The sequence below is a fragment of the Rhodobacteraceae bacterium Araon29 genome, from assembly GCA_039640505.1.
Classification (GTDB): Bacteria; Pseudomonadota; Alphaproteobacteria; order Rhodobacterales; family Rhodobacteraceae; genus CABZJG01.
The window spans coordinates 3,450,242-3,464,978 of the sequence record CP046865.1 but is presented as its reverse complement, the minus strand read 5'-3'; the positions used below and the strand labels follow the sequence as shown (position 1 = coordinate 3,464,978).

Here is a 14,737-nt window from a genome sequence, read left to right as displayed (position 1 = left end):
TTATCTTTGACCTTTGAACCATGGGGTCAACAAGGCGCGCGGGTAATCTGCGCGGCGTGCGGCTATCACAAGTGCCAAAATGGATAGAAGATATGGCGCCATTAAGAAAACCTGTCCGGGCACCAAGGCACCTACTTCGGTTTGAAGGCGAACCTGCAGTGCATCAAAAGCCCCAAAGAGCAAAGCCCCAAGCAGGGCCTTGCCCGGTTGCCAACTGGCGAAAATCACCAAGGCAATACAAATCCAACCACGTCCGTTGACCATGCCAAAAAAGAACGCATCAAAGGCCGACATGGTCAAAAATGCGCCCCCCAGCGCCATCAAAGACGAGCCCGCAACAACCGCGCCGATGCGTAATGCATAAACGGAAAGCCCCTGTGCATCGACGCTGTCCGGGTTGTCCCCAACAGCACGCAACGCAGAGCCCAGCGGCGTGCGGTTCATCACATACCAGATGACGGCAACCAAAATAAGGGCCAGCCATGTAAGGGCGGTTTGCTGGAACAATACCGGCCCAACAAACGGCAAGTCGGAAAGGATTGGGATATCAAGCGCCCGAAATGGTTCTATACGCGGGGGGGAAGAAACGGCTGGCAGCGAGGTTCGATAGACAAAATAACTCAACGAGGTGGCAAATAATGTAACTCCTAGTCCTGATACATGCTGAGAAAGCCCCATAGGAACAGTTAAAATTCCATGTAATAAACCCAGTGCGCCGCCAGCAAGGAGCGCAAAAAATACTCCGCCCCAAAGCCCGGCCCCAAGCCAAACAGCCATCCAACCGGCCATAGCTCCAGCCACGAAAATACCTTCGATACCAAGGTTTAAAACACCTGCGCGCTCACATAAAAGAGCGCCAAGAACACCAAAAATTAAGGGTGAGGCTATCCGCAATGACGCTGCCCAAAACGACTCGCTGAGTAATATGTTCAAGATATCAATCATCTGTCTTCTCCAGCGGCCTCTTAGACCAGACTACTCGAAAATGGGTCACAAAGCCGCCAATCAAAACAGATAAAAGTGATAATGCGACCACAAGATCTGCTAAATAAGAAGAAACGCCCATGGCTCGGCTCATACTATCTGCACCGACAAAAACTGAAGCAATAAACAAAGCCGCCAAAACCACGCCTAGGGGTGACAAGCCTGCCAGCATAGCCACGACAATCCCTGTATAGCCAAAACCGGGTGATAGATCAGCCGTTAGATATCCCTTTAATCCCGCAACTTCGGAAACCCCCGCCAAACCGGCCAGAGCACCTGAGAAGATAGCGACCATGAAAAGCGAACGATTAACGGGAATGCCCGCGTATCTTGCGGCCGTTGCATTTTCCCCCACAGCGCGGACACGAAAGCCCCAGACCGTACGAGACAGAACAAAATGAACGACAACTGCGCAAACAATGGCAACAATCAATCCCGAGTGGACCCGCATCCGCGGTATTAATTTTGGTAGCATCGCTTCTTCTACAATCGGAGAGGATTGCGGCCAACCTAATCCCATTGGGTCTTTCAGTGCGCCTTCCAGCATCATTTGAATAAAAATCAAAATCACGAAGTTCAGCAAAAGTGTTGTGACCACTTCATCTGCCCCAAAGCGAACTTTCAAAAAAGTCGGCACTGCCATTCCAACAGCGCCAGCCATTGCGCCACATAATATAATGATCGGTGTCAAAAGCAGTGGTGGCAGGTCAAAATATCCAGTACCGACGACCACTGAAAGCAAAGCGCCTAGATAAAGCTGCCCCTCTGCTCCGATGTTCCAAAGACGCGCTCTAAAGGCAAGTGCCGCCGCCAATCCGGTAAATATTAACGGTGTCGCCCGGGTCAGCATTTCCGAAAATGAGAAAATAGAGCCAAAAACACCAAAAAACATTTCTTGATAGGCTCGCAGAATATTTGCCCCTGCAAAACTGATTGGGATAGCCGCAATTAGTAGAGCCGCAATAGATGACAATATTGGAACTGAGATTATCAGGGTTTTTGAAACCTTTGAGCGAGGTTCTATACGCATTACGCTGCTGTCCCCGCCATGAGTAAACCAATTTGAGCGCGATCACGTGTCTCTGCAGGAATTAAATTTCCATCATGAATAACAAGTATTCTATCAGACAGGGCAAGAACCTCATCAAGATCTTCAGAAATTAAAAGGATAGCCGCACCGTTCTTTCGAGCGTCGAGAAGTCTACGCCGAACCTCTGCGCTGGCCCCCATGTCTAAACCGCGGGTAGGTTGATTTGCCAAAATTAACTTGGGGTTTTGTTCAAAGACTCTCGCAAGGATCATTTTTTGGATGTTACCGCCTGAGAAAAGTCTGGCTTCTGCGTCAACACCAGGGCCGCGTACGTCGTAAGTTTCACAAAGGTCAGCCGCGCTGGTTTTTATTTTACCTTGCTTCAAAATGCCAAAATTTTGTATTTCCGTATCATCGAGTTTTTCGATGATCAGATTATCGGCCAAATTCATTTTTCCAATGATACCTTCATGATGCCGGTCCTCAGGAATGCGGCCTACGCCGGCCCCTATCATCTTCTTTGGCGTTGGTTTTTCAACCGCACTGCCATCTATTAAGATTGATCCGTTTTCGGGTACCTCTAACCCTGCAATCAAGCTGGCAAGTGCCGCTTGACCATTGCCAGAAACGCCGGCGATGCCGAGAATTTCATGTGCGCGAGCTTCTAGTGATTGCTCAAACAAACTGTCGCGTTTAGAGCGGCCAGTGATGCTAACTTGGTTAAGTTGCAAAACAGCTTCACCGGGCATGCAAGTTTCCCGTTCGGCGCTCTTGACCCCGCCGCCAACCATCAGATGAGCGATTTCACTTTCATTGGTCTTATTAGTAACCAATTCACCAACTTTTTTACCCTGTCGCAAAACAACAATGCGCTGAGAAAATGAAAGCACTTCACGCAGTTTATGTGAGATGAAAATAACCGATAAACCGTTTTTAGCCATCGTGTTGATATTGTCGAAAAGGTCATCGGCCTCTTGTGGTGTGAGCACTGCTGTTGGTTCATCAAGCACCAGAATCCGCACATCCCTATAGAGCGCCTTTAAGATTTCTATTCGTTGCCTTTCTCCGACAGACAATTTTCCAACAGCAATATCTAGGGGCGCAAATAAGCCCGTATCATCCATAATTTTATCTAATTTTTTACGTGCGGTCAGCGTGTTTCTTTGAAAAGATAAGAGCGGTTCGGTCCCTAAGGTTATATTGTCCAATGCATTGAGGTTTTCGGCCAGCGTAAAGTGCTGATGCACCATGCCAATGCCTTTTTTGAGTGAAATTTGGGGATGCCCTAGGGTGAGTGATTGCAACGAGCCTTGACTATCTGCAACCTCTATACTGCCGGAGTCAGGCAGATAATGCCCAAAGAGCATGTTCATCAATGTGGTCTTACCAGACCCGTTCTCACCCAGAAGCGCCAAAACCTCACCTTTGTTGAGGTCAAGGTCTATTGCTGCGTTCGCTTGAACAGATCCAAATCGTTTGGATAGGCCTTTAAGCGCAAGTACTTTGCCCACCTAATCTTCACCTTTTATAAACACTGGCCTGCCGGGTGGCAGGCCAGTGCAGGTTTCAATTAATTGTCAGAAATGGGACGGGCGTCGTTCACGTTTACACGAAACAGCCCATCATTTATTTCGGTTTCTCGAGCTGTGACAAGTTCGACCACATCGGCTGGAACCAATGAGCTGTCCAATACCAATGATCCACCGCCATAGGCCATAAAGCTGTATTGACCATAATCAGCGGCTTCAAAGCGGCCGTCGGCCACATTAGAAATTGCTTTGTCGATCGTTGCTTCCATATGCCATAGCGCTGAGGCAAGAATTGTGTCTGGATAATCGGCGGCCGTATCAATGACATTTCCGATCGCCTTTACACCGCGTTCTACGGCCGCGTCCGACACTCCAAAGCGTTCAGCATACATAATATCTGCACCTGCATCCATCATAGCAAAAGCACTTTCTTTTGCTTTGGGTGGATCATACCAACTGTCGATAAAGTTAACCATAAACTTGACGTCAGGATTAACTTCGCGCGCGCCATCCATAAAGGCATGCATCAACCGGTTAACTTCCGGGATTGCGTAACCCCCAACCATTCCGATTAAATTCGATTCCGTCATAGAACCGGCCACCAAACCAGACAGATAGCTCGGCTCGTGGATCCAGTTGTCAAATACAGAAAAGTTCGGTGCGACGGGACCAAAGGAAGACCCCATCAGGAACGCCGTATCTTGATAATCTTTCGCCACATTCCGAGCCGCCCGCTCTAAGCCAAAGACTTCACCAACGATGAGTTGCTGACCTTGCTCTGCATATTCCCGCATCACCCGTTCATAGTCGTTATTTGCAACATTTTCGGAATAAAGATATTCTATGTCACCCCGATCCTGAGCGGCATTTAACGCTTTGTGAATTCGGCTAATCCATTGCTGTTCTACAGGTAGCGTATAGATTGCTGCCACTTTGATTTTTTCCGCAGCAACCACACCGCTGGTGAGTGATGCTCCCACAGCAAACAGAATTGCAATGGCAAGTCTACGATTTATTTTGCTAAGAATTTTCATAGTTTTCCCCCATCTGGAACAAGACAAACACTGCATTACTTTTTACCAACCGGTCAATATAATTCTGGAACAGGGGCTCTAGATGATCCAGCGAATAGGTTATATTTTTGACCTATTGCCACAAGATTAATCACTTGACTAATAACAGCCTTTCCCTTTCGGGATCGCTTTAAATCTGGCGAAAGCGTTTTTTTCGGCTTACCCACCCATAAGCAGTTTAACGATTTTATCTGCAGCAGGTTCTACATCCATTTGTGTTGTATCAATTATAATTTCTGGGTTTTCTGGTGCCTCGTAAGGGCTATCGATTCCAGTAAAGTTCTTTAATTCTCCAGCACGCGCCTTGGCATATAATCCTTTTACATCCCGCTGTTCCGCAATGTGCAGCGGTGTATCAATGAAGACCTCAATAAATTCACCTGGTTGCATCATCTGGCGCACCATTTCCCGTTCGGCACGAAAGGGTGAGATAAAGGCTGTAATAACAATTAGTCCTGCATCGGTCATCAACCGGGCAACTTCACCCACGCGCCGGATATTTTCAATGCGGTCAGCTTCTGTGAATCCAAGGTCTTTGTTTAACCCGTGCCTTACATTATCGCCGTCCAATAGGAATGTATGACGATTCATTTGTGCTAATTTTTTTTCGATAGCGTTGGCAATCGTGGATTTTCCTGATCCTGAAAGCCCTGTAAGCCAAAGCACCATCGGTTTTTGATTTTTCAAATTTGCATGATGGTCACGATTGATATCAGTTGCTTGCCAGTGGATATTTTGGGCACGACGAAGTGCAAAATTGATCAAACCTGCAGCAACTGTCGCATTGGTTATTTTATCAATAAGGATAAACCCACCAAGCTCACGGTTTTCTGAATAAGGTGCAAAAGGAATGGCCCGGTCGGTGGTTATATTGGCCACGCCGATTGAATTAAGATCAAGTGTCTTTGCTGCGCTGTGATCCAGTGTGTTCACGTTGATTTGGTATTTTGGTTCTGCAACAGTCGCTGAAACTGTTTGTGCACCAATTTTCAAATAATAGGCCCGCCCGGGCGTTAGAGCCTCTTCTTCCATCCAGATCAAAGTGGTTTCAAATTGATCGGAAACTTCCAAAGGTTCCTTGGCAGCAGTGATAATCTGCCCACGTGAACAATCAACCTCATCGCGCAGGGTTAGGGTGACAGATTGGTCTTTCTGCGCAACATCTAAATCTCCGTCTTGGGTTACAATACGGTCAACATACGAGGTCTTTCCAGAGGGTAGAATACGGATTTCATCGCCCGGGTGCACTTGGCCACTTGCAATTTTGCCGCAAAAGCCCCGAAAATCTAGGTTCGGTCGATTGACCCACTGTACAGGCATACGAAAAGCGTCTTGGTCATCGTTAGCCTGCTCAAGGTTTATAGTTTCCAAATGCTGCATCAGGGTTGAACCCTGATACCACGGGGTATTCGCAGATAAAGCCGTGATATTATCGCCTTTGAACCCTGAGATCGGCAGGGCAGCGAATTTGCCGATGCCGATTTCTGTGGCAAAGCGTTTGTAGTCTTCGACAATCTGGTCAAAAGTTTCTTCTGCGTAATGGACCAAGTCCATTTTATTGACGGCCAGTACAATATTTTTGATACCAATGAGGTGACACAAATAACTATGCCGGCGGGTCTGTGTTAAAATACCCTTGCGCGCGTCAATCAGGATGACTGCCAAATCTGCTGTGGAGGCTCCGGTTACCATATTACGCGTATATTGTTCATGACCGGGTGTATCTGCGACAATGAATTTTCGTTTATCCGTCGCAAAAAACCGATAAGCAACATCAATGGTAATGCCTTGTTCGCGCTCCGCTGCCAAACCATCAACCAGAAGCGCAAAGTCGATCTCATCCCCCTGCGTTCCCAGTTTTTTACTGTCGGATTCTAACTGTTCCAATTGATCTTCAAAAATCATCTTGCTGTCATACAGCAGTCTGCCGATGAGAGTGGATTTGCCATCGTCTACAGAGCCGCATGTTATAAATCGCAAAAGGCTTTTGTGTTGATGCGCCTCTAGATAGGCGTTTATGTCCGCAGCGATCAGGGCGTCAGTTTTATATGATGATTTCGTCATTTCGCACCTAACCTAAAAATAACCTTGTTGTTTTTTGACTTCCATTGAGGCGGCTTGATCATGGTCGATGGCCCGGCCTTGCCGCTCGGATGTAGAGGTCAAAAGCATCTCTTGTATCACTTCTGGAAGTGTGGTTGCAGCGCTTTCAACAGCACCTGTCAGTGGATAGCATCCAAGCGTACGAAACCGAATATTGCGCATTACTGGTGTTTCACCATCTAATGGGAATCTGGCATCATCTACCATCAGTATCAAACCATCGCGCACGACAGTTGGGCGCGGTTGAGAAAGATAAAGCGGTACAATTTCGATGCTTTCAAGATGTATATATTGCCAGATATCAAGCTCGGTCCAGTTTGATATTGGAAACACCCGCATGCTTTCGCCTTTGGCTTTGCGTGCGTTATAAAGCGACCAAAGTTCTGGCCGCTGTGCTTTGGGGTCCCAGCGGTGTTGCGCTGTGCGGAAGCTAAAAATACGTTCCTTCGCACGGCTCTTTTCTTCATCCCGCCGAGCCCCACCAAAGGCCGCATCAAAACCATAATGATTCAGCGCTTGCTTTAAACCCTCGGTTTTCCACATATCAGTGTGCAACGGGCCATGATCAAAAGGGTTAATGCCCTTTTCTAAAGCTTCGGGATTTTGGTGCACCAGTAACTCCATCCCTGCTTCTTTGGCCGCCCTATCACGAAGAGCATACATATCTTGAAATTTCCAAGTGGTATCTACATGCAAAAGCGCAAACGGAGGCGGCGCTGGATAAAACGCCTTTTTCGCCAGATGCAGCATCACGGCGCTGTCCTTGCCCACTGAATAAAGCATCACAGGATTGTCCGCTTCCGCGGCAACTTCCCGGATGATATGAACAGCTTCGGACTCAAGCCGAGCTAGGTGAGTAAGAGTAGCCTTAGACAATCAAATCGCCTTTCCTGTAGATATAAAATACGTGTTATCATTGTGCAAAATTTTAGGTTGTGAAATTCAGAATTAGTATTTTACATTTGTGAGTTGACAGAAATTTATGTGAGTTGACAGTAAATTGTGAAAACTGTCACAGTTCGCTAAACGATTTTAGCCTATCGGGCAAGTATCAATGGCTGAGAATATTTCTAAATTAAAATGAAAAAAATACCGTTCTGACAATTAAACAGCTGCCAAAATAAAAAACTTTATTTGTAAACAAAGGCCAAACAGAATTTATGGGTTTACGGCCCCATCAATTGGGTAAAAGTTACATTGATTACACAAAAGCTGAGTCTTAATGGATGATTTTTGAGAAAATTGCGAGTTTTCCAACTGTTTGAATTGACCCTAACTGCTGAATAAATCTAGCCTCTATCGAAGCTTGTGGCGGAGTATTGAATTGGGCGAACATAAAAAAGGATTGTGGATCACGACTATCGGCGTTCTTTTTGTAGTGCCTGATTCATTATTCATTCGTATGATTGATGCCACGGCTTGGACAGTCACTTTTTGGCGCGGCATTTTATCTGGCCTCATTGTGCTATTGGTTGTTGCCATATTTATGGGGCGAAAGCCGTTCTATGAAAGTTTCCAAACTGGATATTCTGGATTAATTTACACCGTGCTCATTGCGTTGAGCGCGCCAAGTTTTGTTTTGGCCATCAAGCTAACCAGCGTAGCGAATGTGGTTTTAATCATTGCATCGATGCCCGTCTTTGCAGCCATATTCAGCCGGTTATTTTTAGGCGAACCAATAACGCGTAGAATGGTTTTAACGATTATCGGAGTTTTTTTAGGTCTTTCAATTGTTGCCTTCGGTTCGAGCGTAAACGAACAAGCCAGTTGGCAGGGCGATTTGGTTGCTGTTTGTGTATCGGCCAGCTTCGCAGGCGCCATGACTGCTGCTCGTAAATTGCGAGCCGTGTCCATGGTACCAGCTATTCCAGTGGCTTATGTATTGGGCGCTTTGATGGTTGCCCCATTTGCAGAACCGCTTAGCGCCTTTTATGCCCAGCCGACGTTAATTTTGCTGCATGGCAGCTTCATTGCGTGCTCCAGCGTGTTCTTAACCTTGGGGCCGCGCTATATTAGCTCGGCCGAAGTCGCCTTATTGATTTTATTGGAAACTGCTCTTGCGCCTTTGCTTGTATGGGCTGTGATCGGTGAATATCCCGGCCAGTGGGCACTTATTGGAGGGACCATCATCATTAGTGTACTGGTTGCGTCAAATATCTTGGTGCTTCGTCAAATAGGCAGGCGGCGCTAAAGTTCTAATATCATAGGCGCAGTGGTAGAATATTCATCTCGGAATAGTTGAAGAAGCAATCATTGCTTTTGCTGGTGGTTTTGATCCGTTAGGGCATTTCTTGCACCTATATAGCATCAAATTTCCCCTCCGCAGCCGTTAGAGAGGCAGTGAACTTCCGCCTAAAGTCGAGCTGCAAGGTCGTAATCAAAGGCACCTATAGAGGAGGAAATTTACCCCAAACGACCAAAAAAGGTCATTCGAGCAGATTCCGAAAGGGCGATGCCGGGTTCCGAATTATAGGCAAAAACCACCAAAATGCGGGTGCGATCCCCTACTGTTGGGGTTACGCGGTGCATGGAATTGCGCCCCCTGAATAATACCAAAGTTCCCGGTTCCACTGTGAGATGTGATGGCTTAGTTTTTTCATCAAGAACAGCCTCGACGCCGGCATAGTTCATATCGTTTTGATCAGCATCGCGCAAATTTTTAACGTATTCAAACTCGCCGCCGGCTTTTGGCGATTGAAGCAATAAAGTTATGGCAAATTCGGAGTTGTCAAAATGCCAGTTCAATTCCTGACCTTCGCTGGCAAAGTGCACATTGATAGATGATAAGGGATCAGCATATTCATAAAGCGTTTTTTCACCCACCACAGTTGCTATAAACTGGCGAAAAATATCTGCGTTATAAACTGTGTTCAGGTGAGATTTTTGTGGCACCTGATCTGTGGTTATACAGCCTTTGGAAGAGCAAAGCTGGCGGTTGAATATGTGGTCAGGCTCTATGTCAGAACGCGTCGGGGTAAGGTAAACATTGTGGGTCGACGTTGTGAAATAGGCATTGTTCTTTTGCTTTTCCGCTTCTTCAACAAGTTGCTCTATTGCATCTTGGCGCAAAAATCCCGGCAATGTTAAGACGCCGTCTGTATTTAAATTCTTTAAGCACTCTTCACCAAAGCCCGGGTCTTCGATCGGATAGGTGTCTAGATCAACGATATTATTTAGGCTTTGCATGGGTAACTCAGCTTACAACAAGAAAAATCAACCAACTCTAGCAATAGGAAAACTATCAAGCAAGGATGTTTCCCCAAGCCAAAACAACTTATGAAATCCCGTGAACCAATTGAGGTTTTTACTGATGCAGATGGGCGTGAAAAATAAAGCAAAAGAATTGTGAACGTTAAAGAGGGCTGTTAGATTATCCGATAAAGGGTTAGACGTATTCAGACCAGATGGCTTAGGCAAATAACTATACCCTGATTAAAGTTTTTAGATATACTCCGCCGCAAAGAAGAGCTTTACAATGAAACAAGAAATTCGAAAAGCTGTGTTTCCGGTGGCGGGATTTGGGACGCGCTTTTTGCCCGCTACGAAAGCAATGCCCAAAGAGCTTTTGCCAATTATTGACAAACCGCTCATCCAGTATGCCGCAGAAGAGGCAGTTGCCGCAGGAATTGATACTCTGATTTTTGTGACGGGACGAAATAAGCGCGCCATAGAAGACCATTTTGATAGCAATCCTGAATTGGAAGTCGCGCTTCGCAAAAAAGGTAAAAATGCAGCAGCTGACTTGGTGCGTAATATCCTTCCCAAGCACGTTGAATGCATTTTTGTGCGTCAGGCTGAACAATTGGGATTGGGCCATGCAGTGGCTTGCGCCGAGCGAGTGGTTGGCAATGAGCCTTTTGCGGTTTTACTGGCCGACGATTTTATTCCTTTCACCGAACCTGGGGTCACTGCAGATTTGGTCAATGCCTATCAGCAAACAGGAAATACTCAGCTTTCAACTATGACTGTAGACCCAAAAGACGTTTCTAAATATGGGATTATTGAGCCTGATGTATCGGGTGGAAAAATACGGCGGCTGATTGAAAAGCCTTCGCTTGAAAAAGCACCCTCACTTATGGCCTCCATCGGTCGGTATGTGTTAACTCCGGATATATTCGATATCCTGAAACATCAAAAAAGCGGTGTTGGCGGTGAAATTCAGCTAGCAGAGGCCATTGATAAACAGGCGGCAGCGGGGAAAGTAAGTTCGGTCATGCTAAAAGATCCAAGGTTTGATTGTGGATCGGTTTCCGGATACCTAGATGCAATTTTACATGTCGCTCAGCAAAGAGATTAAAATATTATGAAAAATTCTATAACAGAGGTTTTGCCGCCACGGGAAATTACCTGTTTTAAAGCATATGATCTACGTGGCATTTTAAACGAAACCATTGATGAAGATGTTGCCTATCGGGTTGGTAGGGCGTTTGTTGATGTTCTCAACGTTAATTCTGTTGTCGTAGGCTATGATGCACGTGCCAGCTCGCAAGAGCTTGCGGCTGCCTTGACCCGTGGAATACGCGATGCCGGAGCAGCTGTGATTGACATTAGGCTGGCAGGCACAGAAGAAGTTTATAACGCAACCAGTCACTTTGGTGCAGGTGGGGGAATAGAAATCACTGCCTCTCACAATCCGATCAACTATAATGGGATGAAAATTGTCGCAGAAGGGTCTCGCCCGGTTGATCCGGATGCTGAACTTGCAGAAGTACACAAAGTTGCCGAGACCGGGCGCTTTAAGGTTCAAAACCAGCTAGGCGCTTATCGCGACGCTCATATAGAAGCACGCAGCGCCTATGTGAAAAAAGTCCTGTCCTTTATAGATGTAGATAGTCTTAGACCACTTAAACTTGTGGTCAATTGCGGCAATGGGGCCGCGGCTGGGGCCTATACTGCAATTAAACAGGAACTGGATAACCGGGCAGCACCTCTTGAGTTTGTAGATCAGTTTTTAGAACCTGATGCGAGCTTTCCAAATGGCATTCCAAATCCGCTTTTGGTGGAAAACCAACCAGTAACCCGCGAAAAAGTACTTGGATCAAAAGCAGATATCGGTGTTGCCTTTGATGGTGATTTTGACCGATGCTTTTTCTTTGATGAAACGGGTCAATTTATACCGGGTGAATATATCGTTGGTCTATTGGCGGATGTGTTTTTAGACAAAGAGCCGGCAGCAGCAATCGTTCACGATCCGCGCGTGGTTTTAAACACACGTGATGTGATTGCTGCAAAGGGCGGGCAAGCCGTGCAGTCAAAAACCGGGCATGCTTTTGTAAAGCAGGTGATGCGCAAACATGAAGCGGTTTATGGTGGCGAAATGTCTGCTCATCATTACTTTCGTGACTTTAGTTATTGCGATAGCGGTATGATCCCCTGGCTTTTAATTTGCGAACTTATGGGGCGTACTGGCAAACCGCTTTCGGCTTTATTGGCAGAGAGGATGAAAAAATTCCCGTCATCCGGAGAACACAACTTTAAAATCACAGAGCCGGCTAAAGCCATTTCAGAGGTTATAGACGCCTATAAAAAAGATGCGTTGATTGAGGACTGTTCAGACGGGGTGAGCCTTGAATTTAATGACTGGCGGTTCAACCTACGATCCTCCAATACAGAGCCCGTTGTAAGGCTAAACATTGAAAGCCGAAATGACACGCAAATGGTGAACGAAAAATTTAAAGAGATCAGTTCAATCCTAGATCAGTTTGCAAGTTAGCGAAACTTAGGGTCTGGCAAAATCAGGCCTCGCGTAGATTTGGGCTTCCTGATGCTAGATCATCAATAACCTTGGACAAATGATAATCGGTATCTCCCAACTGGTGGTCCAGCATAATTAATCGTTTTGCATAATGCGAAACAGGATATTCCCAAGTCATCGCAATTCCGCCATGCAATTGAATGGCCTCTTCAGCGATCAATCGGCTTGCGCGACCGATTAGATTTTTTGCCATAGAGGCATAGCGGCTGGCCTGTGGTCCATCAAGCTCTGCGGCGGCTTTGATTGTGATTGAGCGGGCTTGCTCAATCTCGGTCAGCATGTCAACTGCGCGGTGCTGCAAGGCCTGAAAACTGCCAATAGGCCGGCCAAACTGCTTGCGCTGACGTAGATAATCAACGGTCATTTCATAACTGACAGCCATTAAACCAACAGCTTCAGCACAGAGCGCAACAATGCCAGCGTTCATAGCGCCGCTTAAGGCTTGTGCGGCATTTTCGATTAAAAGTTCTGCTTGAGTATCATCGAGCAACACTTCGGCAGCGCCGCCTCCGTCGATCAGTCCGTAGCTTATAACCTCTGCATCATTTGCATCGACTTGATACAGGTTCACTGTATTACCAACTTTTGCAGCAACTAAAAATTTCTGGGCGATCTGACCGCCATAGACGGCTGATTTCCGTCCGCTTAATCTGTGGTCTGCGGTCGCAGTGCAACTGATATCAGTTAACTCATAGGGCGCATCAGGTTCAGATATTGCAACAGCGTAATTTTGTTCGCCCTCTAACAGAGTTTGTTGGTCTCGTCCGGCAGAACCTAGAAGTCTACTTGCCATAACAAGGGGTAGAAAAGGTTCGCAATTGAGCGCTTTCCCCAAAGCTTCAAAGATCACAGCAATATCAAAACCAGTGCCGCCAAATCCCCCAACACTTTCATCAGCAAGGGCAGAAAATAGCCCTAATTCTGCAAGTTCCCGCCACTTACTCAGATCATGGAACGGAGCATCATAGGCGACCTGAATACGGTGCTCGACCGGATATTGATCCTGCAAAAAGCGGCTGATCGTGTCCAAAACCATGCGTCGGTCTTCGGTTAGGTTAAAGTCCATGGATTAAAGCTCCAACATGGTTTTGGTTAGAATATTGCGCTGAATTTCATTTGACCCGCCAAAGATAGATGTCTTTCGATTGTTAAAATACCTTGCCGCATTAAAGGCGGTGTCCGCCGGTCCAAAGAGAATATTGCCATCGGTGACATGCCCGGGAAAAGGCGCTGCCGTAGGGCCTAATGCGCGACGGGCAAGATCGCGCAGCTCTTGGTTAATCACAGTTCCCTTGATTTTGAGCATTGAAGTTTCTGGCCCCGGGGCTCCTTGCTTCTGGGCCTGAAATAACATACGCAAATTGGTGATTTTCATTGCCTCAAGGTCAATCTCAACATTGGCCAAGCGTGCGGAAAACAACGGATCATCAATGAGCCGTTTCGCCCCTCGGCGAATGCTATGAGCAAGGGTTTTAACCTCTTCTAACGCTTGCATCGAAAAGCCAACGCCTGCGATCCCGGTGCGCTCATGGCTAAGAAGAAATTTGGCAATCGTCCAGCCTTTGTTTTCCTCACCGACCAAATTGCTGACTGGAACGCGCACGTCGGTAAAAAAGACTTCATTGACCTCATGGCCCCCTTCGATCAAGCGGATCGGACGCATGTCGATGCCAGGTGTGTCTATATCAACCAATACAAAACTGATGCCTTCTTGGGGTTTGCCTTCGCCGCTTGTGCGCACAAGGCAGAAAATCTTATTTGCGTGCTGGCCCAATGTGGTCCATGTTTTTTGACCATTGATGATGTACTCGTCGCCGTCGCGTATCGCCCGGGTTTTAAGGGATGCAAGGTCTGATCCTGCGCCGGGCTCAGAATACCCTTGGCACCACCAATCTTCACCGGATAAAATACGCGGCAAAATACTTTCCTGCTGCTCTGCCGTACCAAATTTCTGCAGCACAGGTCCAAGCATGTTTAACCCAAAAGGCACGATGCGCGGGGCATAGGCACGGCAACATTCTTCTTCAAAAATGTGCTTTTGCACCGGTGTCCAACCGGGTCCTCCAAAATCTTTAGGCCAGGTTGTCGCAAGCCAGCCCTTGGCATTTAGGATGCTGTGCCAAAGATCCATCATATCTTTGGTCAAACCATCGCCAAGTCGGACTTTTGCGGCGATATCGTCTGGCAAGTTATCTGCCAGAAATGATTGCACTTCGGATTGAAAGGCCCGTTCTTGGGCGGAAAAATTAAGATCCATTTTTCT

General features: G+C 46.8%; 12 protein-coding genes. 3 read left to right on the top strand and 9 right to left on the bottom strand.

The window, feature by feature from the left end:
• The 6 genes from GN278_16790 to cysD all read right to left on the bottom strand — a co-directional run bounded on the left by GN278_16790 (nucleotide 1) and on the right by cysD (nucleotide 7,595).
• On the bottom strand, nucleotides 1–942 hold the full coding sequence (locus GN278_16790) for an ABC transporter permease (protein XAT62723.1): 942 nt from the start codon (nucleotides 940–942) through the stop codon (nucleotides 1–3).
• Nucleotides 938–2,014 (bottom strand): ABC transporter permease, encoded by a 1,077-nt coding sequence (locus GN278_16785; GenBank protein ID XAT62276.1) that lies wholly within the window; start codon nucleotides 2,012–2,014, stop codon nucleotides 938–940. The genes GN278_16790 and GN278_16785 overlap by 5 nt, the downstream gene beginning before the upstream one ends.
• Nucleotides 2,014–3,525, bottom strand: a complete 1,512-nt coding sequence (locus GN278_16780) for an ATP-binding cassette domain-containing protein (protein XAT62275.1) — start codon at nucleotides 3,523–3,525, stop codon at nucleotides 2,014–2,016. The genes GN278_16785 and GN278_16780 overlap by 1 nt, the downstream gene beginning before the upstream one ends.
• 59 nt (nucleotides 3,526–3,584) lie before the next feature.
• Entirely contained in the window at nucleotides 3,585–4,577 is a 993-nt protein-coding gene (locus GN278_16775; GenBank protein ID XAT62274.1) for a BMP family ABC transporter substrate-binding protein, read from the bottom strand.
• Nucleotides 4,578–4,775: 198 nt separating this feature from the next.
• Complete coding sequence (gene cysN / locus GN278_16770) at nucleotides 4,776–6,680, bottom strand: sulfate adenylyltransferase subunit CysN (GenBank protein XAT62273.1); 1,905 nt, start codon at nucleotides 6,678–6,680, stop codon at nucleotides 4,776–4,778.
• 12 nt (nucleotides 6,681–6,692) lie between these two features.
• The gene (gene cysD / locus GN278_16765; protein ID XAT62272.1) at nucleotides 6,693–7,595 is read right to left on the bottom strand and encodes a sulfate adenylyltransferase subunit CysD; all 903 of its coding nucleotides are present in this window, start codon (nucleotides 7,593–7,595) and stop codon (nucleotides 6,693–6,695) included.
• A 448-nt stretch (nucleotides 7,596–8,043) separates the two neighbouring features.
• On the opposite strand from cysD, the gene GN278_16760 reads away from it, so the two are divergent.
• Nucleotides 8,044–8,910 carry an EamA family transporter gene (locus GN278_16760; GenBank protein ID XAT62271.1) on the top strand — a complete coding sequence of 289 codons (867 nt, stop codon included), beginning with the start codon at nucleotides 8,044–8,046 and terminating at the stop codon, nucleotides 8,908–8,910.
• A gap of 212 nt (nucleotides 8,911–9,122) precedes the next feature.
• Here GN278_16760 and GN278_16755 read toward each other — a convergent pair whose 3' ends face one another.
• The gene (locus GN278_16755; protein ID XAT62270.1) at nucleotides 9,123–9,905 is read right to left on the bottom strand and encodes a 2OG-Fe(II) oxygenase; all 783 of its coding nucleotides are present in this window, start codon (nucleotides 9,903–9,905) and stop codon (nucleotides 9,123–9,125) included.
• Nucleotides 9,906–10,194: 289 nt separating this feature from the next.
• On the opposite strand from GN278_16755, the gene galU reads away from it, so the two are divergent.
• Together galU and GN278_16745 are read left to right on the top strand one after the other, a co-directional pair.
• Complete coding sequence (gene galU / locus GN278_16750) at nucleotides 10,195–11,016, top strand: UTP--glucose-1-phosphate uridylyltransferase GalU (protein XAT62269.1); 822 nt, start codon at nucleotides 10,195–10,197, stop codon at nucleotides 11,014–11,016.
• A gap of 6 nt (nucleotides 11,017–11,022) precedes the next feature.
• Entirely contained in the window at nucleotides 11,023–12,432 is a 1,410-nt protein-coding gene (locus GN278_16745) for a phosphomannomutase (protein ID XAT62268.1), read from the top strand.
• 22 nt (nucleotides 12,433–12,454) lie between these two features.
• Here GN278_16745 and GN278_16740 read toward each other — a convergent pair whose 3' ends face one another.
• A complete protein-coding gene (locus GN278_16740) occupies nucleotides 12,455–13,540 on the bottom strand; it encodes an acyl-CoA dehydrogenase (protein XAT62267.1) in 1,086 nt (361 codons plus the stop codon).
• A gap of 3 nt (nucleotides 13,541–13,543) precedes the next feature.
• The gene (locus GN278_16735) at nucleotides 13,544–14,731 is read right to left on the bottom strand and encodes a pimeloyl-CoA dehydrogenase large subunit (protein ID XAT62266.1); all 1,188 of its coding nucleotides are present in this window, start codon (nucleotides 14,729–14,731) and stop codon (nucleotides 13,544–13,546) included.
• Nucleotides 14,732–14,737: the final 6 nt, after the last annotated feature.